Genomic DNA, 25,116 nt, shown 5'->3' with positions numbered 1-25,116 from the left:
GCCGAAGATCGAGTTCGGGCCGTTAACCTCCCCGTGGTCGGGCAGACTCGAAGGAAGCCCGAAGCAAACCTCCCGGAAAGAGGGTGGATCGCGTGGACCGCTGCATCGTCCTGGTGGACGCCGGGTACCTGCTCGGGGCTGCCGCGAGCCTGCTCGCCGGGGAGCCCTCGCGGTCCCGGATCACCGTCGACCACGCCGCCCTCATCCAGGGGCTGCGCGAGCGCGCCGAGTCCGACACGCAACGGCCCCTGCTGCGCATCTACTGGTTCGACGGCGCCCCCGACCGGGTCCCGCAGCCCGAACACCGCAGGCTGCGCGTGATGCCCCGGGTGACCGTGCGGCTGGGTGCATTGACCCGCAGCGACGGGCGCTGGGCGCAGAAGGGCGTCGACGCCGCGATGCACGCCGAGCTGACCGAGCTGGCCCGCAACCGCGCCTGCTCGGACGTGGTGCTCGTCACCGGCGACGGGGACCTGCTGCCGGGCATGATGGCCGCCAAGGAGCACGGGGTCGCCGTACACCTGTGGGCCGTGCAGGCCGCGGACGGGGACTACAACCAGTCCGAGGACCTGGTCGCCGAGGCCGACGAGCGGCGGGTGCTCGACCGAGCCTGGATCACCCAGGCCGTACGCGCCAAGGAGCAGGGCGGGGTGTGCGCGCCCCCGCCGGCCCCCCGTCCGGAGATCGCGGCGATCCTGTCCGCGCCCCTGCCCGAGTCGGCGCTGACGGCCACGACGGACCGCCCCGCCCCGGAGCCGGAGCATGTCGTGGCGACCGCGTCGCGGAACGGCACCCAGGAGCGTGTGCCGGTGCCCAAGGGGGTCCCGACGCCGAAGGACCTGGCCGCGCTGCGCGCACCTGGGCCGCAGACCGCGCAGCAGGCCGCCGGGGCGACGCTGCGCTGGTCCTCCGACAAGGGGTGGGTTGACCGGCCGGTCGCGGCCGAGTCGGCGGAGGCAGCCTCCCTGCCCACGCTGGCGCAGCTGACAACCGCGGAGCAGCGGTGGGCCGACCGGGAGGAGGACATCACCACGGTCGGCGGCGATCCCTACGAGGTGGGGCAGGTGTTCGCCCGGCGCTGGATCGAACGCCTCGCCGACGCCTCCCATCTGGACAGGCTCTCCGGCATGTATCCGCGGGTGCCGCACCGCATCGACGGGGAACTGCTGCGCTACGCGGCGCGCTTCGGCCTCCTCGCCCACAAGGACGACCAGATCGACGAGCAGGACCGGTACGCGATCCGGGCAGGGTTCTGGCGGGAGATCGACCAGCGCACCTCGACGGAACACGCGTCCGGCGGCCAGTAGCGCGCCGACGGCTCGGGCGGGCCCCGAGGGCCGCCCGGCGGCCGCCACCCCTTACCCTCGTCCTTTGTGAACACGCGCACCGCACAGGCACCACGGCAGGACGGCGATGTGGTGTGCGCCGTGCGCGGACTGAGCAAGACCTATCCGGCGGTACGAGGCCGGCGCGGCGCGCCCGGGACGCCCGAGGTGCGGGCCACCGACGGCGTACGGCTGGACGTCCGGCGCGGGGAGGTCTTCGGGCTGCTCGGGCCGAACGGCGCCGGCAAGTCCACCCTCGTACGCCAGCTGACCGGACTGATGCGCCCCGACCGCGGCAGCGTCGAGATCCTCGGCCATGACATCGTGCGCCACCCCGAGCGGGCCGCGCGCATCCTCGCCTACCTCGGCCAGGAATCCACCGCCCTCGACGAGCTGACCGTCTCCCTCGCCGCCGAGACGACGGGGCGGCTGCGGGGCCTCGAACTGCGCCAGGCCCGTGCGGAGCGGGACGCGGTGCTCGACGAACTCGGGCTCACCCCGATCGCCGGGCGGCCGCTGAGGAAGCTCTCCGGCGGTCAGCGCCGGCTCGCCTGCTTCGCCGCCGCCCTGATGGGGGAGCGGCCGCTGCTCGTCCTCGACGAGCCGACCACCGGGATGGACCCCGTGGCACGGCGCGCCGTATGGGCGGCCGTGGACCGGCGGCGGGCCGAGCGCGGCACGACGGTGCTGCTGGTCACCCACAACGTCATCGAGGCCGAGACCGTCCTGGACCGGGTCGCCGTCCTCGACCGGGGGCGGGTCATCGCCTGTGACACCCCGGCCGGGCTCAAGGAGCGGGTCGCGGGCGAGGTGCGGGTCGAACTCGTGTGGCGCGAGCGGGCGCCACTGGAGGTCCCGGAGGTCGCGGCGCTGCGCGCCCGCGCGGTGGAGTCCGGACGACGCTGGTCGCTGCGCATGGCCCCGGAGGAGGCACGCGCGGCCGTCGCCACGGTCACCGGGGGTGCCGCCTTCGCCGCCCTCGACGACTTCACCCTGGCGACGCCCAGCCTGGAGGATGTCTATCTGGCGCTCGGCGGCAGCACCCACGGTCTGGTGAAGGCATGAGCGCCCGGTGCGCCGGGTCCGTATGGAGCGCAAGGGGTGCCGTGTCCGCGGGGGACGGGGCGGCGGCACGAACGAAGAGGAGCAGCACGACGTGAGTGTCGTACCCGCCGGGATTCTGCCCGGCGCCCGGGCGGCGGAGGACGGCGTCCGGGGCGAGGCCGCCCTGGGGCCGCGGGCACGCCTGTGGCCGTCGCTCGCCGCCGTGTACCGGGCGCAGCTCTCCCGGGCCCGGGTCGCGCGGATTCCGCTGCTGTTCGTGGCGACCTTCCAGTCCATCGGCATCATGATCATGATGCGTGGGGTCGTGGACGGCGGGGGCGACGCCCGCTCCGTGGTCGCCGGGGCGTCCGTGCTGGTGGTCGCCTACGTCGGTCTGAATCTGCTGGCGCAGTACTTCGGGCAGCTGCGCGGGAGCGGCGGGCTCGACCACTATGCGACGCTGCCGGTCCCGGCCGCCGCGGTGGTCCTGGGAGCGGCCGGCGCCTACGCGTCCTTCACCGTGCCCGGGACCGTGGTGACCGCGGTCTTCGGATGCGTGCTGTTCGGGCTGCCGTTCGCCCATCTGTGGGTGCTCGCGGCGGTGATCCCGCTTTCCGGGGCCGCGCTGTCCGGTCTCGGCGCCGCGCTCGGGCTGCTCGCGCCGCGTCCCGAACTGGCCACCCTGCTCGGACAGCTGGGTATGTCTGCCGCGCTGCTGCTCGGGGTGCTGCCGGCCCATCGGATGCCGGAGGCCGTCCAGGCCGTACGGGATCTGCTGCCGTCCACCTACGGGGTCGAGGCGTTTGCGCGGACCTTCGGGGGACACCCGGACTGGCCGTTCGTCCTCGGCGACCTGGCCGTGTGCGCCGCGGTCGGAGTGGCCTCGCTGGCCCTGGCGACCTGGGCGTACCGCCGGGCGGCCGTCCGGTGACGCGGTTGACAGACCCGACTGGCAGGATGTGAAGGTGACCGCTCCGTTGACTCCGCCTCCGCCGCCACATGAACAGCCCCCGCACTCTGCGCACGACGGGTGGCAAGCCGTCTTCGCCCCTCCCGGGGCGGGCCCCGCTCCGCACGGTGCCACGGCCCTGTACGGCGCGGACGGACCCGGTATGAAGACCGAACTGCGGGAGGCCGCCGTGATCACGGTGGCCGTCGCGCTCGCCGGGGCGCTGCTCGGGGTGCTGTGGTCGTGGCTCTCGCCGCATGTGCCGCTGGTGGGGGACGTGGTCGACAACGCCTGGGTCGTCTATCTGAAGGACACCGAGGGGGAGCAGGCCATCGGGGTGGACGGCACGTTCACGCTGCTCGCGCTCGGGTTCGGGGTGATCAGTGCGCTGGTCGCCTTCCTGCTGCGCAAGCGGGGCGGGGTGCCGCTGGTCGCGGCGCTAGCCCTCGGCGGGCTGCTCGGCTCCCTGCTCGCCTGGCGGGTGGGCGTCTGGCTCGGGCCCCCGCAGGACGTGCTCGCGCACGCCAAGGCCGTGGGCAAGGGCGTGACGTTCTCCGCGCCGCTGAAGCTGGGCGCGAAGGGGGCGCTGCTGGCCTGGTCGGTGGCGGCCCTGGTGGTGCACCTCGGCCTCACGGCGCTGTTCGGTCCCCGGGACCCGGACCCCTACGCGACGCCGTACGAACCGGCCGCGCCGCCGGTGGCGTAGGCCGCGCACACGGGGGCAGGCGCCCCGCGCGCGGGTGGTCACCCCTGGTGGGGCGCCGGATCAGCCCCGTGAGGCTGCCCGGCGCCGGGTCGGGGCGTGGTCACGCCGGACGGTGGCCGTGATTCGAGTGGCCCTTCTTCGTGCGCCATTTGCGCTTGCGTGTCCTCTTCGACATATTTCCGTACTAGCCGAGGACGGGCCGTTAGTCGAGCGGTCAGGCCCGGCCGATGGGGGCGAGCGTCGCGTCGGTGAGGGCCGCCAGGTCCTGAGGGGACACCTCCACCTCCAGTCCCCTGCGGCCCGCCGACACGCAGATCGTGGTGTGGGACGACGCCGACGCGTCCAGGACCGTGCGCAGCTTCTTGCGCTGGCCCAGCGGGGAGATGCCGCCGCGCACGTATCCGGTCGTGCGCTCCGCCAGGGCAGGGTCCGCCATCGCCGCCCGCTTGCCGCCCACCGCCGTCGCCAGCGCCTTCAGGTCCAGCGTGCCCGCCACCGGGACCACCCCGACCACCAGGGCGCCGTCCACGTCGGCCACCAGCGTCTTGAAGACCCGGTCGGGGGAGACCCCCATCGCCTCGGCGGCCTCCTCGCCGTAGGAGGGGTGGGACGGGTCATGGTCGTAGGAGTGGACCGTGAAGTCCACTCCGGCGGCCGTCAGCGCCACCGTCGCCGGGGTTCCCCCCGGCTGCTGCTTCTTCGCCTTCTTCGCCATCCGGGCCGTTCCTCGAAAGTCGTCTGTCAGTTCAGACTCGTCGGAGCCTGCGTCAGGTCCGACGCCGGCAAGGACGGCAGGTTACGGATGATCGCGGTCTCCGCGCGAAGGAGTTTCAGCTCGTCCCGCAGGCGAGAGGCGGTGTCCGGGGCCTGGAGCAGCCGCTGTTTCGTCGGCGTGTCCAACATCACCGCGGCCGCCACCAGGTAGGACACCACCGCCGGTTCGTCCGGCAGGTCCGCGCCCGTGGACAGGGATCTCTCCCGCGCGCCCGCGAGCCGCTTCTGGTACTGGCGGAACGCCCGCAGCACGCCCTCGGCGAGGGCGCCGGCCTCGTCTCCCGGCTCCTCCGGCAGCTCCTCCAGCTCGGCTGTCAGATAGGGGCCCGACGTGTCCACCGAGAGCAGACGAACGCGTGTCGTGCCCGTAGCGAGCACCTCGAACGTGCCGTCGGCCCGCTCCCGGATCGTCGCCGCGTCCGCGACGCAGCCCACCCCGTGGAACGCCTTGGCCGGGTCGGAGCCGAAGCCCGCCGTGGGCCCGCGCTCGGGCAGGGCCGTGGGATCGGGCATGCCCGGGGCGCTCGCCGCCACCTCGTGGCCGTCGCGGATGGCGACGACGGCGAAGCGCCGCGGTTCGTCCTCGGGGGTCTTCAGCAGATCGCGCATGAGGGCGCGATAGCGCTCCTCGAAGACGTTCAGCGGGAGCACGAGCCCCGGGAACAGTACCGAGTTCAGTGGGAAGAGCGGGAGCCGGACGGTGGTCACGACCGGAAAGCCTAATGGTCGCGGGCGGGCGTGCGTCCGGCGCGTTCACTCCGTGGGAGAACTGGCCCCTTCGCGGGGGCCGCTCTCACCGCCGTCGGCTCCCGGCCAACCGCCGTGCGCAGCTCCAGAAAACGGCCCAGCGGATCGTCCGAGAACCGGTCCCAGGGAAACGAGGTGGCGTACGGGCCGATCAGGCGCAGTTGCGTCAGCGCGTCCGGCCTGCGCCCCAGCGCGACCAGGACGTAGGCGAGGAGATTGCGGACCTCCGCCGGCCGGGGATCGGCGGGCGCGTACCGGGACGACAGCGCGATGGCCCGGTCCGCCGCCGCGTCCAGCCGGTCGCGGGACACCACCGCTCCGCCGTGGTCCGTCAGATACGCGAAGGCCGCGCGCAGGGGCAGGGCCTGCATCAGGGAGCCGGGCGGCGTGTCGTGCGCGGCGGTCTCGGCGAAGTCGAAGCACTCGCCGTGTGAGCCGTGCCAGACGGCCGAAAGATACGCCAGGGCCGCGGCATGGCAGCCGTAGTGGTGCGGCGAGCGGCGCACCGCCTCCCCCCACAGCCGCCCGAACTCGGTGTGGTCCGCGTCGATGCCGCGCGCGTGGTCGAGCGCCACCCGCCACGGCACGGGATCCTTGGGAGCGCGCTCGGCCGCCGCCGTGATCAACGGGCCGACTTCGCGCAGGAGTTCGGCACGGGCGGGTGACTCCCAGCCGCGGGCCACCGCCAGCTCCGCCGCGACGAGCAGCGCGTCCGGATCGTCCGGGGCGACGGCGCGCCAGTGCGCGAACCACTCGCCCCGGGAGCGCGCGAAGGCGGCGAGCCGTGTCACATACCGGTCGCGGTCCTCCCACTCGCCGGTCTCCCGGGTGGCCGTGAGCAGCCTGGCCGCCGGGCCGTGGTCGCCGAGCCCCGCCGCCACCAGCGCGGGGGCCAGTCGCTCGTCGGGAGCGTCGAGCAGGACCTCGTCGTCCGCGAGCAGCCCGTCGACGGGGCGGGGGGACGTGACGGCCATCCGTGTCGGCCGCAGGAGCGTGCGCAGCAGTGCCATGGTGTCGACCATTGAAAAGGCGCAGGTCCGGGCGCGCCAGCACGTTTCCGTAACCGACATTTAGTTGTACTCTCAACAGTCAAGAGTGGGTAAAGGTGATGGTTTGTAGCTGTTGGGCGCCAATGCGGTGGCTGTGTCGATGTCCTGCGGTTTCGCGGGCCCGCGCTCTTGCCGTGGTCCGCTGTCCCGCTGTCGCATGTCCGCATGTCCGCATGTCCGCATGCCCGCATGCCCGCATGTCCGCAGCGCGCGCCTCAGCCGCGCCGCAGCAGCCGGGTCGCCCCCGCCGCGACCGTCGTCGCCAGGACCCAGCCGAGCAGGATGACCACCGCCGCCAGCCACTGCCACGCGCCGCTCAGCTGCCACTGGCCCACCTGGCCGAGGTCGATGACCGGCAGCAGCAGATCCAGGGCGAACAGGGAGGGGTTCCACGTCGGGTGCCCGTCCTTGTTGACCGGCGGATGGCTCGCGTGCGAGAAGGCGAGCGAGGTCGCCGCCCACAGCACCGCCATCCACACCGCCGCACGGCCGGGCCGGTAGCCGTAGGCGACCGTCCAGTCCTGGACGTACCCCCACAGCTTCGCCGCGAGCGGCAGTGTCTCGCGCCGCCGCCGCTGCTTGGCGAGCAGCACCTCGCGGGCGTCCTCGTCTTCCCCGGAGTTGCGCAGTACGGTCGCGAGCCGCTCGTACGGTTCGGGGTTGTACTCGGCGGTCGCCGCCGCCACCCACTCCAGGCGCCGGGCGAGCGGGAAGGCGTCCTGCGGCACGAGGTTCTCGTAGGTGAAGCCGCCCATGTGCAGATCGCCCGGGGCCGGCCAGCTGGTCCACCGGTCGACCAGGCTCACGATCCGCGCGCCCGAGAGAACCACCTTGCCGCGCTCGGGCCGCTCGCCCAGGAAGCGCAGCTCGGGGGCCTGGACCCGGAGCAGGGACAGCTCCTGGCCCTCGTCGAGGACGAACCGGGCCCGGTCCAGGTCCACCGCGTCCCCGAACCGCCCGTCGTCCAGCCGGATGCCGCCCCGGCACTCGAACGGCTGCACCCGTGTGCCGCGCGCGGGTGTGGTGCCGCTGGTCAGCAGGGGGTTGCCGACGCCCGCGGGGGTCAGATACAGCGTCCGCTCGACCGTCAGCTGCGGGGCGTTCAGCGCCAGCCGGGTGTACGGGTTGGCCAGCCGGGCGCCACGCAGGCTCAGCGAGACGCCGACGGTGGCGCTGCGCAGGGACAGCTCGCCGTACGACTCCAGCATCTCGGCCTGGAGGTCCTGCCCGACGCTCAGCCCGTCCGCGGTGATCGAGCGGCCGCGCCGGTCCCGGTAGACGACGGCCTGGTTGAGCAGCAGATCGGTGCCGATGTGCGCGTCGGTGAGCCGTACCCCGCCCTGGAACCGGCAGCGCGGCAGATGCAGATCACCCTCCGTGTGCACCCGTGCCGCCTCCAGGCGCGGCACCGAGCAGTTCACCAGGCGCAGGGTCGTGAAGCGGGCCTCGGGCAGCAGGACCTCCTTCTCGAAGCGGCAGCCCTTCAGCTCCACGAAGGGGACGATCCTGCCGCCCGCGAGATCCAGCACGTCCCTGATCTGCACACCGGTCAGCTTGAGCGAGGACACGCGCCCCGCCAGCGCGGGCGGGCCGTCCAGCAGCAGCCAGGCCACGATGCGCGCCCGGACGCTGCGCTCGGGCCCCCAGGGGTGGCCGCCGTGCGGATCGTCCACGGCGGCGTCCCCGCTGCGCAGGTCGTACGCGCTGCCGTTGCGGAAGGCCTGCCACATGCCCGCCTCCGTGGCGGTGAGGTCGTCCGGCAGGTCCCCGGCGCGGATGCCGGCACCCTCGGTCACGGCTTTCTCCTCCCTCCCCGGCTACTCGCGAGTTTCGTACGACCGTTCATGCCCGCTGGGTGAGGGGCCGAACGCGATAGGTGACGGTGATCTTCCGCATGCCGTCCGAGCCACCGGATCCGGCCATTCCTGGCGGCTCCCGACGGCCGCCAAACCACTCGATCCGGCCATCACCCGCCCGGCGAGCACCGCACCGGGTCCCGGGCCGGGGGGCGCCGGGTGGCCGGACGGTGCACGGCGGGGCGGACAGGCGCGCGCCGCACACGACGGCCCGGCGGGCGGGCGCCGGGGCGGACGGAACAGCGCGCGACGGGCACTGACACACCGTCCCGCCCCTCTGCGCGGACCCGAGGCACCGTCCCGCCCCTCTGCGGAACCGACACACCGTCCCGCCCCCCTCGCGGTCTCGACACGCCATCCCGCCCCCGGCGCGGTGTCGACACGCCGACGTCCCGCAGGCTTGGCGACGGCCCGGGCCGCCCGCCCCGCGGGTGGGCGCGGTGCCCGCTCACCGCGCGCCCGCCGCCGCCCGGCCCAGGTCGTCCTGGGTGCCTCGCCCCTCCGCCGTAAGGAACCGGCCCCGTCGCGCACTTCGCCACGGATTCCGTCCGTCCGCACACGCTCCGTATCAGCCATTGATACGGCCGTCCGCCGTCTCCTCGCCGTCTGAGAGAATTGGCCCTGTGATCTCCCGAATCGACCTGCGCGGCGACGCCCTTCCCGAGGGCCCCGCCCTGCGTGACCTGCTGCCCCGAGCCGACTTCGACGTTCAGGCCGCCCTGGAGAAGGTGCGTCCGATCTGCGAAGCCGTGCATCATCGCGGCGACGCGGCGCTGATCGACTTCGCCGAGAAGTTCGACGGTGTGCGTCTGGAGTCGGTGCGGGTGCCGGCCGAGGCCCTCAAGGACGCGCTGGAGCAACTCGACCCGGCCGTGCGCGCGGCCCTGGAGGAGTCCATCCGCCGCGCCCGGCTCGTTCACCGCGCGCAGCGCCGCACCACGCACACCACCCAGGTGGTGCCCGGTGGCTCGGTCACCGAGAAGTGGGTGCCGGTCGAGCGCGTCGGGCTCTACGCGCCGGGCGGCCGGTCTGTCTACCCCTCGTCCGTGATCATGAACGTGGTGCCCGCCCAGGAGGCCGGGGTCGAGTCGATCGCGCTCGCGTCCCCCGCCCAGGCCGAGTTCGACGGGCTGCCGCACCCGACGATCCTCGCCGCGTGCGCGCTGCTCGGCGTGGACGAGGTGTACGCGGCCGGTGGCGCGACCGCCGTCGCGATGTTCGCGTACGGCACCGAGTCCTGCCCGCCCGCCGGCATGGTCACCGGCCCCGGCAACATCTGGGTCGCCGCCGCCAAGCGCTACTTCACCGGCAGGATCGGCATCGACACCGAGGCCGGTCCCACCGAGATCGCGATCCTCGCGGACGACACCGCCGATCCGGTGCACGTGGCCTCCGACCTGATCAGCCAGGCCGAGCACGACCCGCTGGCCGCCGCCGTCCTGGTCACCGACTCGGTGGAGCTGGCCGACGCGGTGGAGAAGGAACTCCGGCCGCAGGTGGAGGCCACCCGGCACGTCGAGGACCGGATCCGTCCGGCGCTCGCGGGCAGGCAGTCCGCGATCGTGCTGGTCGACGGCGTCGAGGAGGGCCTCAAGGTGGTCGACGCGTACGGCGCCGAGCACCTGGAGATCCAGACCGCGAACGCCGCCGCCGTGGCCGACCGGGTGCGCAACGCGGGCGCGATCTTCGTCGGCCCCTGGGCCCCGGTCTCCCTGGGCGACTACGCGGCCGGCTCCAACCATGTGCTCCCGACCGGCGGCTGCGCCTGTCACTCCTCGGGCCTGTCCGTCCAGTCCTTCCTGCGCGGCATCCATGTCGTCGACTACACCAGGGACGCGCTGGCCGAGGTCGCGCACCACGTGGTGACGCTGGCGGAGGCGGAGGACCTGCCCGCGCACGGCGCGGCGATCAAGGCCAGGTTCGGCTGGAAGGTACCGGCGAGCAAGTGAGCTTCGGAATCGACGATCTTCCCGTACGGGACGAGCTGCGCGGCAAGTCCCCCTACGGCGCGCCCCAGTTGGACGTCCCCGTACGGCTGAACACCAATGAGAACCCCTACCCGCTGCCCGAGCCGCTGGTCGAGCGGATCGCCGAGCGGGTGCGCGAGGCCGCCCGCGGCCTGAACCGCTACCCGGACCGTGACGCGGTCGAGCTGCGCACCAGGCTCGCCGAGTATCTGACGAAGACCGGCGGGCACCGGGTCGGCGTCGAGAACGTGTGGGCGGCCAACGGCTCCAACGAGGTCATCCAGCAGCTGCTGCAGACCTTCGGCGGCCCCGGCCGCACGGCGATCGGCTTCGAGCCGTCGTACTCGATGCACACGCTGATCGCGCGCGGGACGGGCACCGGCTGGATCTCGGGCCCACGCAACGAGGACTTCACGATCGACGTCGGTGCCGCCGAGAAGGCGATCGCCGAGCACCGGCCCGACGTCGTCTTCGTCACGACCCCGAACAACCCCACGGGCAACGCGGTCCCGGCGCAAACGGTCCTCGCCCTGTACGAGGCCGCGCAGGCCGCGCGGCCGTCCATGGTCGTCGTGGACGAGGCGTACATCGAGTTCAGCCACGGCGACTCGCTGCTGCCCCTCCTCGAAGGTCGGCCGAATCTCGTCGTCTCACGGACGATGTCGAAGGCGTTCGGGGCCGCCGGCCTCCGCCTCGGCTATCTCGCCGCCCACCCGGCGGTCGTGGACGCCGTCCAGCTCGTCCGGCTGCCGTACCACCTGTCGGCGATCACCCAGGCGACCGCCCTGGCCGCCCTGGAGCACACGGACACGCTGCTGAAGTACGTCGAGCAGCTGAAGTCGGAGCGGGACCGGCTGGTCGCCGAGCTGCGCGCGATCGGCTTCGACGTCACCGCGTCCGACGCCAACTTCGTCCAGTTCGGCCGTTTCGAGGACGCCCACGCCGCCTGGCGGAAGATCCTCGAACGGGGCGTCCTGGTCCGCGACAACGGCGTACCGGGATGGCTGCGGGTCACCGCCGGAACCCCCGAAGAGAACGACGCGTTCCTCGACGCGGTCCGTGAACTGAAGAAGGAGCAGAGCGCATGAACCGCGTTGGGCGCGTGGAGCGCACCACCAAGGAGACCTCGGTGGTCGTCGAGATCGACCTCGACGGCACCGGCAGGAGCGACATCTCGACCGGCGTCGGCTTCTACGACCACATGCTCGACCAGCTCGGCCGGCACGGTCTGTTCGACCTGACCGTGAAGACCGAGGGCGATCTGCACATCGACTCGCACCACACCATCGAGGACACCGCCCTCGCCCTCGGCGCCGCCTTCAAGCAGGCGCTCGGCGACAAGGTCGGGATCTACCGCTTCGGCAACTGCACGGTCCCGCTGGACGAGTCCCTCGCCCAGGTCACCGTCGACCTGTCCGGCCGCCCGTACCTCGTGCACACCGAGCCCGAGAACATGGCGCCCATGATCGGCGAGTACGACACCACGATGACCCGGCACATCCTGGAGTCCTTCGTCGCTCAGGCCCAGATCGCGCTGCATGTGCACGTGCCCTACGGGCGCAACGCGCACCACATCGTGGAGTGCCAGTTCAAGGCGCTCGCCCGGGCCCTGCGCTACGCGAGCGAACGCGACCCGCGCGCGGCAGGCATCCTCCCGTCCACGAAGGGTGCGCTGTAAAGCCATGAACAGCACCTCGACCGTCCTCATCGTCGTCGGGCTCTTCCTCGTCGGCGGGATCGTCTCCTTCGTCAAGCAGAAGATGCCGAAGAGTCTCGTCGTCCTGCTCTCGATCGGTGCCGGCATGTGCCTGGTGGCCGGCGTCATGCGGCTGGGGGTGTGGAGTTGACCATCCCGAAGAAGGTCGTGGTCTTCGACTACGGCTTCGGCAACGTCCGATCCGCCGAGCGCGCCCTCGCACGCGTGGGCGCGGACGTCGAGATCACCCGCGACTACGAGCGGGCCATGAACGCCGACGGCCTGCTCGTGCCGGGCGTCGGCGCCTTCGCCGCCTGTATGCAGGGCCTGCGCAGCGCGCGCGGCGACTGGATCATCGGCCGCCGGCTGTCCGGCGGACGTCCGGTGATGGGCATCTGCGTCGGCATGCAGATCCTGTTCTCCCGCGGCATCGAGCACGGCGTCGAGACCGAGGGCCTCGACGAGTGGCCCGGCACGGTGGGGCCGCTCCAGGCCGACGTCGTGCCCCACATGGGCTGGAACACGGTCGAGGCACCGGCCGGCTCCGAGCTGTTCGCCGGACTGGACGCGGACACGCGGTACTACTTCGTGCACTCCTACGCCGTCCACGACTGGGCCATGGAGACGCTCGGCTCACGGCTGCACGCCCCCAGGGTGACGTGGTCGACGCATGGCAAGCCGTTCGTGGCGGCCGTGGAGAACGGGGCCCTGTGGGCCACCCAGTTCCACCCCGAGAAGTCCGGCGACGCCGGAGCGCAGCTGCTCACCAACTGGATCGGAACCCTGTAGACCATGGCCAAGCTCGAACTCCTCCCCGCCGTCGACGTCCGCGACGGCCAGGCCGTACGGCTCGTCCACGGCGAGTCCGGCACGGAGACCTCCTACGGCTCCCCGCTGGAGGCCGCCCTCGCCTGGCAGCGGGCGGGCGCCGAGTGGCTGCACCTGGTCGACCTGGACGCCGCGTTCGGCACCGGTGACAACCGCGCGCTGATCGCCGAGGTCGCCCAGGCCATGGACATCAAGGTGGAACTGTCCGGCGGCATCCGCGACGACGACACCCTGGCCGCCGCCCTGGCCACCGGCTGCACACGCGTGAACCTCGGCACGGCCGCGCTGGAGACCCCGGAATGGGTCGCCCGGGTGATCGCGGAGCACGGCGACAAGATCGCGGTCGGTCTGGACGTACGCGGCACGACCCTGCGCGGCCGCGGCTGGACCCGCGACGGCGGCGACCTCTACGAGACGCTGGAGCGCCTGAACAAGGAGGGCTGCGCGCGGTACGTCGTCACCGACATCGCCAAGGACGGCACCCTTAAGGGCCCGAACCTCGAACTCCTGAGGAACGTGTGCGCCGCCACCGACCGCCCGGTCGTGGCCTCCGGCGGTGTCTCGTCGCTGGACGACCTGCGGGCGATCGCCGGCCTCGTCCCGCTCGGTGTCGAAGGGGCGATCGTCGGGAAGGCCCTGTACGCGAAGGCGTTCACGCTCGAAGAGGCCTTGGAGGCTACGTCGTGAAAAAGGACGTGGTGTCATGACACCGGAAGCCGTGCGGCGGGTGCAGAGCGGAAGTCCCTGGGAGGAGAGCTTCGGCTTCGCGCGCGCCGTCGCGGCCGGCGACCGTGTGCTGGTGGCCGGCACGACGTCCTTCCGTGGGCAGGTGCTGTACGGGGAGGGCGACCCGTACGAGCAGGCGAAGGTGGCGTTCACCAGCGCGCTGGAAGCGATCGCCGAGTTCGGGCTCGGTCCCGAATCGGTGCTCCGGACCCGGATGTATCTGACCCATCTGCGGGACGTCGACGAGGTGGGCCGGGCCCACAAGGAGCTGTTCGACTCCGTGCGCCCCGCCTCGACCCTGCTGGTCGTGGAGGGCTTCGTGGACCCGCGCATCCTGGTCGAAGTGGAACTGGAAGCCTTCAGAGGCTAGAAGCAGCAAGAGGAGCCGTGGATTCATGACCCTGGCGGTCCGAGTCATCCCCTGCCTGGACGTGGACAACGGCCGGGTCGTCAAGGGAGTCAACTTCCAGAACCTGCGTGACGCGGGCGACCCCGTCGAGATGGCCAAGGTGTACGACGCCGAGGGCGCCGACGAGCTGACGTTCCTCGACATCACCGCGTCCTCCGGCAACCGCGAGACGACCTACGACGTGGTGCGCCGCACCGCCGAGCAGGTCTTCATCCCGCTGACGGTCGGCGGCGGGGTCCGCACGGCCGAGGACGTGGACAGGCTGCTGCGCGCGGGCGCCGACAAGGTCGGCGTGAACACGGCCGCGATCGACCGCCCGGACCTGATCCGGGAGATCGCCGAGCGCTTCGGACGACAGGTGCTGGTGCTGTCGGTCGACGCGCGCCGCACGGAGACCGGTGCGTTCGAGGTGACCACCCACGGCGGCCGCCGGGGCACCGGTATCGACGCGGTCGAGTGGGCGCACCGGGCCGCCGAGCTGGGCGCGGGTGAGATCCTGCTCAACTCGATGGACGCGGACGGCACCAAGGACGGCTACGACCTGGAGATGATCGCGGCCGTACGCAAGCATGTGACGGTCCCTGTGATCGCCTCGGGCGGTGCCGGCAAGGCGGCCCACTTCCCGCCGGCCATCGCGGCGGGCGCGGACGCGGTGCTCGCGGCCTCCGTGTTCCACTTCGGCGACCTGCGCATCGGCGAGGTGAAGGCGACGCTACGGGAGGCAGGCCACCCGGTCCGGTGACGCCGCCCCCGGCCTGAGCCCCGGTCCCGCCTCGCGGAGGCGGGACCGGGGCCGCGCCGAGCTCCCCCGCCGAGCGCACCCTCAGATACCGAGCTCCTTGGCGTCCTGCACCTTCGCGACCGCCTCCTTGTCGCCCTCCAGCTCCACGTCCGCCACCCGCTGCCGCCCGAGCGAGAACATCAGCAGTTCCGAGGGCTCGCCGGTCACCGTCACCACGGGGGTGCCCCGGTGGGCGACCGCCGTCTGCCCGTCCGGGCGGCGTAGCACCAGCCCCGTCGGCGCCTTGCGGGCGGTCAGCCGGGCCGTGCGCTCCAGGCGCGACCACAGGGCGTCCTGGAAGACCGGGTCGAGCTCGCGCGGTGTCCAGTCGGGCTGGGCACGGCGGACGTCCTCCGTGTGGACGTAGAACTCGACCGTGTTCGCCGCCTCGTCGAGCTGCTTGAGCTGGAAGGGCGAAAACCGCGGCGGCCCGGTGCGGATCAGCTGGATCAGCTCCTCGTAGGGCTTCGCGGTGTACTCCTCCATCACCTTCTCCAGCCGCGGCGCGAGCTGCTTGACCAGCACGCCGCCGGCGGCGTCGGGGCGCCGCTCACGGACCACCACGTGCGCGGCGAGGTCCCGGGTGTTCCAGCCCTCGCACAGCGTAGGCGCGTCCGGGCCCGTGGCCTCCAACAGATCCGCGAGGAGAAGGCGTTCACGCTTCGCATGGGTCGACATGCAGTCAGCGTACGGCCGCCGGCACGGTCCGCCCACCGGACGGTGACCTGTGATGACGGTGGGGCGCGGCACAATGGTCGTCATGACCGGTACGTCTGACACCGCCAGGCCCAGCGGCCTGGACCCCGCGATCGCCGCGCGCCTCAAGCGCAGCGCCGACGGCCTGCTCCCCGCGATCGCCCAGCAGTACGACACCGGCGAGGTGCTGATGCTCGGCTGGATGGACGACGAGGCGCTGCACCGCACGCTGACCACCGGGCGCTGCACCTACTGGTCGCGCAGCCGCCAGGAGTACTGGGTCAAGGGCGACACCTCGGGCCATGTCCAGCGTGTGAAGTCGGTCGCCCTGGACTGCGACGCGGACACCCTGCTCGTCAAGGTCGACCAGGTGGGCGCCGCCTGCCACACCGGCGACCGTACGTGCTTCGACGCCGATGTGCTGCTCGGGGACGCCGTGACCGGCGCCGCGTCGGCCCTGGATCAGTAAGGTCGGCCGCCATGGACCTCGAGACGTTCCGCAAGCTGGCCACCGACCGCCGGGTCATCCCGGTCACCCGCAAGCTCCTCGCCGACGGCGACACACCGGTCGCGCTCTACCGCAAACTCGCCGGGGAGCGCCCCGGCACCTTCCTGCTGGAGTCGGCGGAGAACGGCCGCGCGGCCTACAAGTGGTCCCGCTACTCCTTCGTCGGAGTCCGCAGCGCCGCCACCCTCACCGAGCGGGACGGCGAGGTCCACTGGCTCGGCACCCCGCCGGTCGGCGTCCCGGTCGAGGGCGACCCGCTGGCCGCCCTCCGGGCCACCATCGAGGCCCTGCACACGCCCCGCCAGGACGGTCTGCCGCCGTTCACCGGCGGCATGGTCGGCTATCTGGGCTATGACATCGTGCGCCGGCTGGAGAAGATCGGCCCGGGCGAGCGGGACGAGCTGCGGCTGCCCGAGCTGACCATGCTCCTGACCAGCGACCTCGCGGTGATGGACCACTGGGAGGGCTCGGTTCTGCTGATCGCCAACGCGATCAACCACAACGACCTCGACACGGGCGTCGACGAGGCCTACGCCGACGCCGTGGCCCGCCTCGACGCGATGGAGGCCGACCTCTCCCGCGCGGTCCCGCAGCCGGCCGCCGCCCTCCCGCCCTCCGAGCTGCCCGAGTACACCGCCCGCTGGGGCGGCGCGGACTTCCGGGCGGCCGTCGAGGACATCAAGGAGCGCATCCGCGCGGGGGAGGCCTTCCAGGTCGTCCCGTCGCAGCGCTTCGAAACTCCGTGCCCGGCAAGCGCGTTGGACGTCTACCGGGTGCTGCGGGCCACCAACCCCTCGCCTTATATGTACCTGTTCCGCTTCGACGGCTTCGACGTCGTCGGGTCCAGCCCGGAAGCGCTGGTGAAGGTGGAGGACGGCCGGGCCATGGTCCACCCCATCGCGGGCACCCGGCACCGCGGCGCGACCCCGCAGCAGGACCAGGCGCTCGCCGAGGAACTGCTGGCCGACCCCAAGGAGCGGGCCGAGCACCTGATGCTCGTCGACCTGGGCCGCAACGACCTGGGGCGGGTCTGCGAGCCCGGTTCGGTGGAGGTCGTCGACTTCATGTCCATCGAGCGGTACTCGCATGTGATGCACATCGTCTCGACCGTGACGGGGCGGGTCGCGGAGGGGCGCACGGCTTTCGACGTCCTGACCGCGTGCTTCCCGGCGGGCACGCTCTCCGGCGCGCCCAAGCCGCGCGCGATGCAGATCATCGACGAACTGGAGCCGTCGCGACGGGGGTTGTACGGCGGCTGCGTCGGCTACCTCGACTTCGCGGGCGACTCCGACACCGCCATCGCCATCCGCACGGCACTGCTGCGGGACGGCACGGCGTACGTCCAGGCGGGCGCGGGCGTCGTGGCCGACTCCGACCCGGTCGCCGAGGACAACGAGTGCCGCAACAAGGCGGCCGCCGTACTGCGGGCGGTCCATACGGCCAATCGGCTGGGACGGTGAGCGGGTCCGGGCGGGTGGATGAGCCGGTCCGGGCGGGTGGATGAGCCGGTCCGGACGGGTGGATGAGCCGGTCCGGACGGGTGGATGAGCCGGTCCGGACGGGTCCAGGGCTCGGTTCCGGGTGGGTCCAGGGCTCGGTTCCGGGTGGGTCCATGACCCGTTTCCGGCCGGGTTGGCGAGCCGTTCCGGGCGGGTCCGCCGGCGGACCGGCATGCCGTTCCGGGCGGGTCGATCATCCCATCAAGGGGCCCGGGTGACGGTTCGCCCGGCGTTCAGGCGATAGTGGGGTACGTGACTGCCGTACCTCACCCTCGAACCGAGGCCGCCGCACCCGTCCGCTCCGGCCGCCGCAGCCTCGCCCTCGCCCTGCTGTGCGGGGCGGTCGGCGCGGCCGTGGCGCTGCTCGCCTCCCGCCAGGGCTGGTCGGCGGGGACCGTGACGGTGGCCGGCGGCGACTTCCCGCTGACCGCCAAGGGGAGCGAGGTCACGGGCGTGCCCGCGGCGCTCGCCATAGTGGGCCTCGCCGCGCTCGTCGCCGTCTTCGCCGTCCGCAGGGCCGGGCGCCTCCTCGTCGCGGGGCTGCTCGCGCTCTCCGGCGCCGGCGTCGTCGCCGCGGCGCTCCTCGGCGCCACGGACAGCTCGGCGCTGGACGAGAAGGCGGCCCAGGCGGCCGGCGACACCTCCGCGACCGCCTTCGCGCTCACCCACACGGCATGGCCGTATGCGGCGGCGGCCGGCGGCGCGCTCCTCCTCCTCGCCGGACTGCTCGCCCTGCGCTACGGGCGCCTCTGGCCCGCGATGTCCGGCCGCTACGAGCGCGACGGCACCCCCCGGCCGCGCAAGGCGAAGCCCCTCGACCCCGACCGCCCCGAGGACCTCTGGAAGGCACTCGACCGGGGTGAGGACCCCACGGGCGCCTGACGGTGCCCAGCGTCCCCCGGCGAGCGCGTCGAAGGGGCGTGACGGAGGCGGATCCGGCCGTCCCGGGAGTGACCCCGCGCTCATCCCCTCCACGCGGGTGCGGGACAATGGGCGCCGAGCGTCCGGCTCACACCACGCACATACAGCCAGCAAGGAGCAAGTCATGGCGGGCAACAGCCACGGTCACACCCCGGCCGCCTGGACCGGTGTCATCATCGCCTTCATCGGTTTCTGCGTCGCCGGCGCCTTCACCGTGATGGCCCAGCCGGTCGGCTTCTGGGCGGGCTTGGTGATCGTCGTCCTCGGTGGCGTCGTGGGCGGCGTGATGCGCCAGATGGGCCTCGGCCAGCCGAAGACGCCGGAGCACTCGGCGCACCAGCCTGCCAGCGCGGGCGCGAGCACGGGCAGCTGAAGCCCTCCGCGACCTCGTACCTCGGACGTCGTACGTCCTGCACGTCTCGTACGGTCTCGCACGTGAGGCGGCTCCGCCCGGACGGACCGGCGCCCGCCTCACGTGCTTCCCGCGCGCGGGGGTGACCGGGCAGGCAGAATGCCTCCCGTGAACGCCGAATTCCCCAGCGCGGTGCCGCCCCGCACACAGACCGGGGCCGCCGCCGTGCTCCGGCGGATCGCCACGCCGGCGGGGGTGCTCGCGGGCGTCGTCGGCGCCTTCGCCTACGTCGCGGCCGTGGACCCCAACCAGCCCGGCCACTACCCGGTCTGCCCGCTGCTGCGCTACACGGGCCTGTACTGCCCCGGCTGCGGGGGACTGCGCAGCGCGCACGCCTTCGCGCACGGGGACTTCCTCACGGCGCTCCATGACAACGCTCTCGCCGTCGCGGGCTATCTGGGGTTCACGGTGGTGTGGACCCTGTGGGCCGTCCATGCGGTACGGGGGCGGCGCCTGCGTTTCGACCCCGGCCCGGTACCGCTGTGGGGCCTGGGCGCCCTGCTGCTGGTCTTCACCGTTGTCCGCAATCTGCCCTTCGGCGGCTGGCTGCACCCTTGACCGACCGTGAACGTCCAGGTAGTGGGACCGGCGTCAACCGGATGCGAGGTCTACGCCTTCCTCCGGATACCATCGCAGTGACCAGTGGTTCCGCCCGCGAGGCGGTCCCGGTGGACCGAGCCTCGAGGCGACGTCAGCTTCTACAATCCTCAACCGTCAGGAAGGGGGCCGCTCGCGTGAGTGTGCTCGACGAGATCATCGACGGAGTCCGTGCCGACCTCGCGGAGCGGCAGGCACGCGTCAGCCTCGACGAGCTCAAGGAGCGCGCGGCGAAGGCCCGCCCCGCCAAGGACGGGGTGGCGGCGCTGCGGGGCGACGGCGTCAAGGTGATCTGCGAGGTGAAGCGGTCCAGCCCCTCCAAGGGCGCGCTCGCCGCGATCGCCGACCCGGCGGTCCTTGCCGCGGACTACGAGGCGGGCGGCGCGGCCGTCATCTCCGTGCTGACCGAACAGCGCCGCTTCGGCGGCTCGCTGGCCGACCTGGAGGCCGTCCGTGCCCGGGTCGACATCCCGGTGCTGCGCAAGGACTTCATCGTCACCTCGTACCAGCTCTGGGAGGCCAGGGCCTACGGCGCCGACCTCGCGCTGCTGATCGTGGCCGCCCTCGACCAGCCCGCCCTGGAGTCCCTCATCGAACGCGCCGAGTCCATCGGGCTCACGCCGCTCGTGGAGGTGCACGACGAGGACGAGGTCGAGCGGGCGGTTGACGCCGGCGCCAAGGTGATCGGCGTCAACGCGCGCAACCTGAAGACCCTGGAGGTCGACCGCACGACGTTCGAACGGATCGCCCCCGAGGTCCCCGAGGGGATCGTGAAGGTCGCCGAGTCCGGCGTCCGGGGGCCGCACGATCTGATCGCGTACGCCAACGAGGGCGCCGACGCGGTGCTCGTGGGCGAGTCCCTGGTGACCGGGCGCGACCCGAAGGCCGCGGTCGCCGACCTGGTGGCGGCGGGCGCCCACCCGGCGCTGCGGCACGGGCGGGACTGAGATGACGCCGGGACCGTCGACTTGGCCCGCGCCGCGCGCGGTCACCCGGACGGCCCCGGTCCCGGTAGGGTTGGCCTCGATGATGCTTTCGATCACCATGGCGACCAGGGATCCGTATGCCCGGCTCGCCCGCGGATGCCGGCCGCGTGGCTGCCGGGCGCCCGCGCGGCGGGTGCACGGGCGACGGGTGCGGTATGTCATCGGTGATGAGCCGGGGCAAGTGAACGGGATGCGATGGCGTCGCCCGCGTGCGCGCCACCAGTGGTGAGCTGAACCGGGTTCCCCCGTCGGCCGGGTGCCTTCATGGCACCGGGCCTTGAGGGGATGTCCCGGCCGGCCCGCGTCGCTGACGGCCGGCGCACGCGACCGCATGCGATTCCGTTCCGACCAACCCGGGGCTTCGCCCCTGTGAGGTATTCCGTATGCCCAGCGAGTTCTTCATTCCCGACCCCGAGGGCCGGGTTCCCAGCGCCGAGGGATACTTCGGCGCGTTCGGCGGCAAGTTCATCCCGGAGGCCCTCGTCGCCGCCGTGGACGAGGTCGCCGTCGAGTACGACAAGGCCAAGGCCGACCCCGAGTTCGCCCGCGAGCTCGACGAGCTGCTCGTCCACTACACCGGCCGGCCCAGCGCCCTGACCGAGGTGCCGCGGTTCGCCCGGCACGCCGGTGGCGCCCGGATGTTCCTCAAGCGCGAGGATCTCAACCACACCGGATCCCACAAGATCAACAACGTCCTCGGGCAGGCCCTCCTGACCAAGAGGATGGGCAAGACGCGGGTCATCGCGGAGACCGGCGCCGGCCAGCACGGCGTCGCCACCGCCACGGCCTGCGCCCTCTTCGGGCTCGACTGCACCATCTACATGGGCGAGATCGACACGCGGCGGCAGGCCCTCAACGTCGCCCGCATGAGGATGCTCGGCGCCGAGGTCATCGCCGTGAAGTCCGGCTCCCGCACCCTCAAGGACGCCATCAACGAGGCGTTCCGCGACTGGGTCGCCAACGTCGACCACACCCACTACCTCTTCGGCACCGTGGCCGGACCCCACCCCTTCCCGGCCATGGTGCGCGACTTCCACCGGGTGATCGGCGTCGAGGCGCGGCGGCAGATCCTCGAGCGCGCCGGGCGCCTGCCCGATGCCGCCGTCGCCTGTGTGGGCGGCGGCTCGAACGCCATCGGGCTCTTCCACGCCTTCATCCCCGACACCTCCGTCCGCCTCATCGGCTGCGAGCCCGCCGGCCATGGTGTCGAGACCGGCGAGCACGCCGCGACCCTCACCGCCGGCGAACCGGGCATCCTGCACGGCTCCCGGTCCTACGTCCTCCAGGACGACGAGGGCCAGATCACCGAGCCGTACTCGATCTCCGCGGGCCTCGACTACCCGGGCATCGGCCCCGAGCACGCCTACCTCAAGGACAGCGGCCGGGGCGAGTACCGGGCCGTCACCGACGACGCGGCGATGCAGGCCCTGCGCCTGCTGTCCCGCACCGAGGGCATCATCCCGGCCATCGAGAGCGCCCACGCCCTCGCCGGAGCCCTGGAGATCGGCAGGGAGCTGGGTGAGGACGGACTGATCGTCGTCAACCTGTCCGGGCGCGGCGACAAGGACATGGACACGGCCGCCCGCTACTTCGGCCTGTACGACACCGACGCGTCCGTCGCCGCGGACGCCGACAGCGACGCCGCGGAGATCGAGGGGGACGTCAAGTGAGCGGGAACATCCGACTGCTGTCCGACACCCTCGCCGCCGCGAAGGCGGAGGGACGGTCCGCGCTCATCGCCTATCTGCCGGCCGGCTTCCCGACCGTCGACGGCGGCATCGCCGCGGTCAAGGCGGTTCTGGAGGGCGGCGCCGACATCGTCGAGGTCGGCCTGCCGCACAGCGACCCGGTCCTCGACGGCCCCGTCATCCAGACCGCCGACGACATCGCCCTGCGCGGCGGCGTCAGGATCGCCGACGTCCTGCGCACGGTCCGTGAGGCGCACGAGGCGACCGGGAAGCCGGTGCTCGTCATGACGTACTGGAACCCCATCGACCGCTACGGCGTGGAGCGCTTCACCGCCGAGCTGGCCGAGGCGGGCGGCGCCGGCTGCATCCTGCCGGACCTGCCCGTGCAGGAGTCGGCGCTGTGGCGGGAGCACGCCGAGAAGCACGGGCTCGCCACGGTCTTCGTGGTCGCGCCCAGCAGCAGGGACGAGCGGCTCGCCGAGATCACCGCGGTGGGCTCCGGCTTCGTCTACGCGGCGTCCCTCATGGGTGTCACCGGCACCCGTGAGTCGGTCGGCACCCAGGCCCAGGACCTGGTCCGGCGCACCCGGGCGACCACCGATCTGCCCGTCTGCGTCGGCCTCGGCGTCTCCCACCGCGCCCAGGCCGCCGAGGTGGCGGGCTTCGCCGACGGAGTGATCGTCGGCTCCGCGTTCGTGAAGCGGATGCTGGACGCCGGTGACGAGGCGGCGGCCCTGGAGGCCGTACGGGAGCTGGCGGGCGAGCTGGCCGAGGGCGTGCGCGGCATCGCGTAGCGCGGTCCGGCACGGCGGGACACCTGGAGGAATTCACTCGAAGGGGTGAATTTCGGGAGGGCCCGCCTTGTTCTCGCCCGAACGGGTGGACCTGGGACCGGGGAGGCGCGCTGCGCCTCCCCGGTTCGTTCTGCCGGATGTGAGCGAGAAGAACCGTGAAGGAAAGCGCACCGCCCGTGAGCGGCTGGCGGCCGAGCGACAGAGGCAGAAGTCCGCGGACAGGCGCCGCCGGGCGCTGATCGTGAGCGCCTCGGTCGTCTGTGTCCTGGGCCTGGCGACGGTGGTGGGCCTCCTGGCGGCGAACGCCGGGAAGAGCGGCAAGAGCGGCGCCGCCGGTCCCGCCGTGGCGCCCTCGGGTGCGACAGGGAAGGACAGTCTCGCGATTCCTGTGGGCCAGGGCTCCGCCAAGTCCACCCTCACGGTGTGGGAGGACTTCCGCTGCCCGGCCTGCCGGGCCTTCGAGACCGCCTACCGCCCGACGATCCACCAGCTGGTCGACTCCGGAAAGCTCAGAGTCGAGTACCACCTGGCGACGCTCATCGACGGAAACACCGGCGGCAGCGGCTCCCACCGCGCGGCCAACGCCGCCGCATGCGCCCAGGACGCCGGCAAGTTCCCCGACTACCACGATGTGCTGTACGAGAACCAGCCGAACGAGACCGAGGACGCCTTCTCCGACAAGGCGAAGCTGATCGAGCTGGCGGGCAAGGTCCCCGGTCTCGACACACCCGCCTTCCAGACGTGTGTGAACCGCGGCACGCACGACGGCTGGGTGGTGAAGTCCAACGACGCCTTCCAGAGCGGCGGCTTCAACGGCACCCCGACCGTGCTCCTCGACGGCAAGAACATCTACGCGGACCGGACGATGACGCCCGCGAAGCTGAAGCAGATGGTGGAGGCGGCGAACAAATCCTGAGCAGCGGGCCCCCGCCGGCGCGCCCCCGGCCCCGCCACGCCGGGGGCGGCGTACGTTATGGACCCGTAGCCCGGCGGGTTGCCAGGCTGCGTGTCCGGCACGGTAGCGTCGTTCCTGCCATGGAACTTGCCTACATCCCCAGCCCGTCGCGCGGAGTGCTGTATCTCGGCCCCATTCCGCTGCGCGGCTACGCGTTCTGCATCATCATCGGTGTCTTCGTGGCCGTGTGGCTCGGCAACAAACGCTGGATCGCCCGCGGCGGCCGGCCGGGCACGGTGGCCGACATCGCGGTCTGGGCGGTGCCGTTCGGCCTCGTCGGCGGACGGCTCTACCACGTGATCACGGACTATGAGCTGTACTTCAGCGACGGCCGCGACTGGGTGGACGCGTTCAAGGTCTGGCAGGGCGGACTCGGCATCTGGGGCGCGATCGCCCTCGGGGCGATCGGCGCCTGGATCGGCTGCCGCCGCCGGGGCATCACCCTGCCGTCGTACGCCGACGCCGTCGCGCCCGGCATCGCCTTCGCGCAGGCGATCGGCCGCTGGGGCAACTGGTTCAACCAGGAGCTGTACGGCCGGCCGACGAACCTGCCGTGGGCGCTGCACATCACGTCGTCGGAGGGCGGGCGGGTGCCCGGCTACTACCACCCCACGTTCCTGTACGAGTCGCTGTGGTGCGTCGGGGTCGGGTTCCTGGTGATCTGGGCGGACCGCCGCTTCCGGCTGGGGCACGGCCGGGCCTTCGCGCTGTATGTGGCCGCGTACTGCGTCGGCCGCGGCTGGATCGAGTACATGCGGGTCGACGACGCGCACCACATCCTCGGCCTGCGGCTGAACGACTGGACCGCGATGCTGGTGTTCCTGTGCGCGGTCGCGTACATCGTGGTCTCGTCGCGGCTGCGGCCGGGCCGGGAGGAGATCCTGGAACGGGGCGACTCCGACGGCGAGGCCGAGAAGGACGGCGCCTGCGCGGTTGCGGAGCAGCAGCCGGAGCAGTCCGACAAGAAGGCCGAGCAGCCCGAGAGGCCCGAGCGGTCCGGCGAGCAGCCGGAGCCGGCCGACGACGAGCCGGCGGCCCGGGAGGCGGCCCGCACGCCGGGCGCATCCGGGGAGGCGGAGATCACCGAGGACCCCGGCACCCCGCAGGACGCGAAGGCTCCGGGGGCGGACGAGGCCCGGTCGGCGAAGAAGAGCTGAGGCACGCGTGCACACCGTCGGGGGCGCCGTATCACCGGATACGGCG

Annotated in this window: 28 protein-coding genes; 23 read left to right on the top strand and 5 right to left on the bottom strand. The window is 72.6% G+C overall.

Going from position 1 to position 25,116, the window contains the following annotated elements; translation table 11 throughout:
- Positions 1 to 92 precede the first annotated feature (92 nt).
- From ACIP94_RS01470 to ACIP94_RS01455, 4 genes are all read left to right on the top strand, one after another.
- On the top strand, positions 93 to 1,307 hold the full coding sequence (locus ACIP94_RS01470) for an NYN domain-containing protein (protein ID WP_402417963.1): 1,215 nt from the start codon (positions 93 to 95) through the stop codon (positions 1,305 to 1,307).
- Between the two features lie 111 nt (positions 1,308 to 1,418).
- Complete coding sequence (locus ACIP94_RS01465) at positions 1,419 to 2,390, top strand: ABC transporter ATP-binding protein (protein ID WP_402420289.1); 972 nt, start codon at positions 1,419 to 1,421, stop codon at positions 2,388 to 2,390.
- 91 nt (positions 2,391 to 2,481) lie between these two features.
- A complete protein-coding gene (locus ACIP94_RS01460; protein ID WP_402417961.1) occupies positions 2,482 to 3,300 on the top strand; it encodes an ABC transporter permease in 819 nt (272 codons plus the stop codon).
- Between the two features lie 34 nt (positions 3,301 to 3,334).
- Positions 3,335 to 4,024 (top strand): AAA family ATPase, encoded by a 690-nt coding sequence (locus ACIP94_RS01455; protein WP_402417959.1) that lies wholly within the window; start codon positions 3,335 to 3,337, stop codon positions 4,022 to 4,024.
- 214 nt (positions 4,025 to 4,238) lie between these two features.
- Here the strand turns inward: ACIP94_RS01455 and ybaK are convergent, their stop codons facing one another.
- The 4 genes from ybaK to ACIP94_RS01435 all read right to left on the bottom strand — a co-directional run bounded on the left by ybaK (position 4,239) and on the right by ACIP94_RS01435 (position 8,390).
- Positions 4,239 to 4,739, bottom strand: coding sequence for a Cys-tRNA(Pro) deacylase (gene ybaK, locus ACIP94_RS01450; protein WP_402417957.1), 501 nt, complete (start codon positions 4,737 to 4,739; stop codon positions 4,239 to 4,241).
- A gap of 26 nt (positions 4,740 to 4,765) precedes the next feature.
- Positions 4,766 to 5,506, bottom strand: a complete 741-nt coding sequence (locus ACIP94_RS01445; protein WP_402417955.1) for an LON peptidase substrate-binding domain-containing protein — start codon at positions 5,504 to 5,506, stop codon at positions 4,766 to 4,768.
- Positions 5,507 to 5,517: 11 nt separating this feature from the next.
- Entirely contained in the window at positions 5,518 to 6,555 is a 1,038-nt protein-coding gene (locus ACIP94_RS01440) for a hypothetical protein (RefSeq protein ID WP_402417953.1), read from the bottom strand.
- Positions 6,556 to 6,809: 254 nt separating this feature from the next.
- Positions 6,810 to 8,390, bottom strand: coding sequence for an oxidoreductase (locus ACIP94_RS01435; protein ID WP_402417951.1), 1,581 nt, complete (start codon positions 8,388 to 8,390; stop codon positions 6,810 to 6,812).
- 683 nt (positions 8,391 to 9,073) lie between these two features.
- Here ACIP94_RS01435 and hisD point away from each other — a divergent pair.
- Genes hisD through hisF form a run of 8 tightly spaced genes read left to right on the top strand, consistent with a single transcriptional unit; the run spans position 9,074 to position 14,818 of the window.
- Positions 9,074 to 10,399: a histidinol dehydrogenase gene (hisD, locus tag ACIP94_RS01430; protein WP_402417950.1), complete on the top strand. Its 1,326-nt coding sequence runs from the start codon at positions 9,074 to 9,076 to the stop codon at positions 10,397 to 10,399.
- On the top strand, positions 10,396 to 11,505 hold the full coding sequence (locus ACIP94_RS01425; RefSeq protein ID WP_402417948.1) for a histidinol-phosphate transaminase: 1,110 nt from the start codon (positions 10,396 to 10,398) through the stop codon (positions 11,503 to 11,505). The genes hisD and ACIP94_RS01425 overlap by 4 nt, the downstream gene beginning before the upstream one ends.
- Complete coding sequence (hisB, locus tag ACIP94_RS01420; RefSeq protein ID WP_402417946.1) at positions 11,502 to 12,095, top strand: imidazoleglycerol-phosphate dehydratase HisB; 594 nt, start codon at positions 11,502 to 11,504, stop codon at positions 12,093 to 12,095. The genes ACIP94_RS01425 and hisB overlap by 4 nt, the downstream gene beginning before the upstream one ends.
- 4 nt (positions 12,096 to 12,099) lie before the next feature.
- The gene (locus tag ACIP94_RS01415; protein ID WP_402417944.1) at positions 12,100 to 12,264 is read left to right on the top strand and encodes a hypothetical protein; all 165 of its coding nucleotides are present in this window, start codon (positions 12,100 to 12,102) and stop codon (positions 12,262 to 12,264) included.
- A complete protein-coding gene (hisH, locus tag ACIP94_RS01410) occupies positions 12,255 to 12,902 on the top strand; it encodes an imidazole glycerol phosphate synthase subunit HisH (RefSeq protein ID WP_402417943.1) in 648 nt (215 codons plus the stop codon). Before ACIP94_RS01415 ends, hisH begins: the two co-directional genes overlap by 10 nt.
- A gap of 3 nt (positions 12,903 to 12,905) precedes the next feature.
- On the top strand, positions 12,906 to 13,628 hold the full coding sequence (gene priA, locus ACIP94_RS01405) for a bifunctional 1-(5-phosphoribosyl)-5-((5-phosphoribosylamino)methylideneamino)imidazole-4-carboxamide isomerase/phosphoribosylanthranilate isomerase PriA (protein ID WP_402417941.1): 723 nt from the start codon (positions 12,906 to 12,908) through the stop codon (positions 13,626 to 13,628).
- Between the two features lie 16 nt (positions 13,629 to 13,644).
- Positions 13,645 to 14,037: a RidA family protein gene (locus tag ACIP94_RS01400; RefSeq protein ID WP_402417940.1), complete on the top strand. Its 393-nt coding sequence runs from the start codon at positions 13,645 to 13,647 to the stop codon at positions 14,035 to 14,037.
- 25 nt (positions 14,038 to 14,062) lie between these two features.
- Complete coding sequence (gene hisF / locus ACIP94_RS01395) at positions 14,063 to 14,818, top strand: imidazole glycerol phosphate synthase subunit HisF (RefSeq protein ID WP_402417939.1); 756 nt, start codon at positions 14,063 to 14,065, stop codon at positions 14,816 to 14,818.
- Positions 14,819 to 14,899: 81 nt separating this feature from the next.
- Here hisF and ACIP94_RS01390 read toward each other — a convergent pair whose 3' ends face one another.
- Positions 14,900 to 15,535 (bottom strand): TIGR03085 family metal-binding protein, encoded by a 636-nt coding sequence (locus tag ACIP94_RS01390; RefSeq protein WP_402417937.1) that lies wholly within the window; start codon positions 15,533 to 15,535, stop codon positions 14,900 to 14,902.
- An 82-nt stretch (positions 15,536 to 15,617) separates the two neighbouring features.
- Here ACIP94_RS01390 and hisI point away from each other — a divergent pair, with 82 nt between their 5' ends.
- From hisI to lgt, 11 genes are all read left to right on the top strand, one after another.
- Complete coding sequence (hisI, locus tag ACIP94_RS01385) at positions 15,618 to 16,022, top strand: phosphoribosyl-AMP cyclohydrolase (RefSeq protein WP_402417935.1); 405 nt, start codon at positions 15,618 to 15,620, stop codon at positions 16,020 to 16,022.
- Between the two features lie 11 nt (positions 16,023 to 16,033).
- Positions 16,034 to 17,521: an anthranilate synthase component I gene (locus tag ACIP94_RS01380; protein ID WP_402417933.1), complete on the top strand. Its 1,488-nt coding sequence runs from the start codon at positions 16,034 to 16,036 to the stop codon at positions 17,519 to 17,521.
- Between the two features lie 282 nt (positions 17,522 to 17,803).
- On the top strand, positions 17,804 to 18,442 hold the full coding sequence (locus tag ACIP94_RS01375; protein WP_402417931.1) for a TIGR02234 family membrane protein: 639 nt from the start codon (positions 17,804 to 17,806) through the stop codon (positions 18,440 to 18,442).
- 163 nt (positions 18,443 to 18,605) lie between these two features.
- On the top strand, positions 18,606 to 18,854 hold the full coding sequence (locus ACIP94_RS01370; protein ID WP_402417929.1) for an HGxxPAAW family protein: 249 nt from the start codon (positions 18,606 to 18,608) through the stop codon (positions 18,852 to 18,854).
- 138 nt (positions 18,855 to 18,992) lie between these two features.
- Entirely contained in the window at positions 18,993 to 19,451 is a 459-nt protein-coding gene (locus tag ACIP94_RS01365) for a DUF2752 domain-containing protein (RefSeq protein WP_402417928.1), read from the top strand.
- Positions 19,452 to 19,627: 176 nt separating this feature from the next.
- Complete coding sequence (gene trpC / locus ACIP94_RS01360) at positions 19,628 to 20,437, top strand: indole-3-glycerol phosphate synthase TrpC (protein ID WP_402417926.1); 810 nt, start codon at positions 19,628 to 19,630, stop codon at positions 20,435 to 20,437.
- A 1-nt stretch (position 20,438) separates the two neighbouring features.
- Positions 20,439 to 20,705, top strand: coding sequence for a tryptophan biosynthesis modulator TrpM (gene trpM, locus ACIP94_RS01355; RefSeq protein ID WP_402417924.1), 267 nt, complete (start codon positions 20,439 to 20,441; stop codon positions 20,703 to 20,705).
- A 154-nt stretch (positions 20,706 to 20,859) separates the two neighbouring features.
- The gene (trpB, locus tag ACIP94_RS01350; protein ID WP_402417922.1) at positions 20,860 to 22,146 is read left to right on the top strand and encodes a tryptophan synthase subunit beta; all 1,287 of its coding nucleotides are present in this window, start codon (positions 20,860 to 20,862) and stop codon (positions 22,144 to 22,146) included.
- Positions 22,143 to 22,958 carry a tryptophan synthase subunit alpha gene (trpA, locus tag ACIP94_RS01345; protein ID WP_402417921.1) on the top strand — a complete coding sequence of 272 codons (816 nt, stop codon included), beginning with the start codon at positions 22,143 to 22,145 and terminating at the stop codon, positions 22,956 to 22,958. Before trpB ends, trpA begins: the two co-directional genes overlap by 4 nt.
- 139 nt (positions 22,959 to 23,097) lie before the next feature.
- The gene (locus ACIP94_RS01340) at positions 23,098 to 23,874 is read left to right on the top strand and encodes a DsbA family protein (protein ID WP_402417919.1); all 777 of its coding nucleotides are present in this window, start codon (positions 23,098 to 23,100) and stop codon (positions 23,872 to 23,874) included.
- 119 nt (positions 23,875 to 23,993) lie between these two features.
- Positions 23,994 to 25,070: a prolipoprotein diacylglyceryl transferase gene (gene lgt / locus ACIP94_RS01335; RefSeq protein ID WP_402417918.1), complete on the top strand. Its 1,077-nt coding sequence runs from the start codon at positions 23,994 to 23,996 to the stop codon at positions 25,068 to 25,070.
- The last annotated feature ends 46 nt before the right edge of the window (positions 25,071 to 25,116 follow it).

It is taken from the genome of Streptomyces sp. NPDC093261 (assembly GCF_044753645.1).
Lineage (GTDB): Bacteria > Actinomycetota > Actinomycetes > Streptomycetales > Streptomycetaceae > Streptomyces.
Note: the sequence above shows the minus strand (reverse complement) of the source record. Positions and strands in the feature narration are given on the sequence as shown.

Bases quoted from the DNA above. Each gene is read 5' to 3' on its own strand.
- ybaK (WP_402417957.1), bottom strand. From the start codon at position 4,739: ATGGCGAAGAAGGCGAAGAAGCAGCAGCCGGGGGGAACCCCGGCGACG.
- ACIP94_RS01440 (WP_402417953.1), bottom strand. From the start codon at position 6,555: ATGGCACTGCTGCGCACGCTCCTGCGGCCGACACGGATGGCCGTCACG.
- hisB (WP_402417946.1), top strand. From the start codon at position 11,502: ATGAACCGCGTTGGGCGCGTGGAGCGCACCACCAAGGAGACCTCGGTG.
- ACIP94_RS01415 (WP_402417944.1), top strand. From the start codon at position 12,100: ATGAACAGCACCTCGACCGTCCTCATCGTCGTCGGGCTCTTCCTCGTC.
- priA (WP_402417941.1), top strand. From the start codon at position 12,906: ATGGCCAAGCTCGAACTCCTCCCCGCCGTCGACGTCCGCGACGGCCAG.
- ACIP94_RS01400 (WP_402417940.1), top strand. From the start codon at position 13,645: ATGACACCGGAAGCCGTGCGGCGGGTGCAGAGCGGAAGTCCCTGGGAG.
- hisF (WP_402417939.1), top strand. From the start codon at position 14,063: ATGACCCTGGCGGTCCGAGTCATCCCCTGCCTGGACGTGGACAACGGC.
- ACIP94_RS01390 (WP_402417937.1), bottom strand. From the start codon at position 15,535: ATGTCGACCCATGCGAAGCGTGAACGCCTTCTCCTCGCGGATCTGTTG.
- hisI (WP_402417935.1), top strand. From the start codon at position 15,618: ATGACCGGTACGTCTGACACCGCCAGGCCCAGCGGCCTGGACCCCGCG.
- ACIP94_RS01380 (WP_402417933.1), top strand. From the start codon at position 16,034: ATGGACCTCGAGACGTTCCGCAAGCTGGCCACCGACCGCCGGGTCATC.
- ACIP94_RS01370 (WP_402417929.1), top strand. From the start codon at position 18,606: ATGGCGGGCAACAGCCACGGTCACACCCCGGCCGCCTGGACCGGTGTC.
- ACIP94_RS01365 (WP_402417928.1), top strand. From the start codon at position 18,993: ATGCCTCCCGTGAACGCCGAATTCCCCAGCGCGGTGCCGCCCCGCACA.
- trpM (WP_402417924.1), top strand. From the start codon at position 20,439: ATGACGCCGGGACCGTCGACTTGGCCCGCGCCGCGCGCGGTCACCCGG.
- trpB (WP_402417922.1), top strand. From the start codon at position 20,860: ATGCCCAGCGAGTTCTTCATTCCCGACCCCGAGGGCCGGGTTCCCAGC.
- lgt (WP_402417918.1), top strand. From the start codon at position 23,994: ATGGAACTTGCCTACATCCCCAGCCCGTCGCGCGGAGTGCTGTATCTC.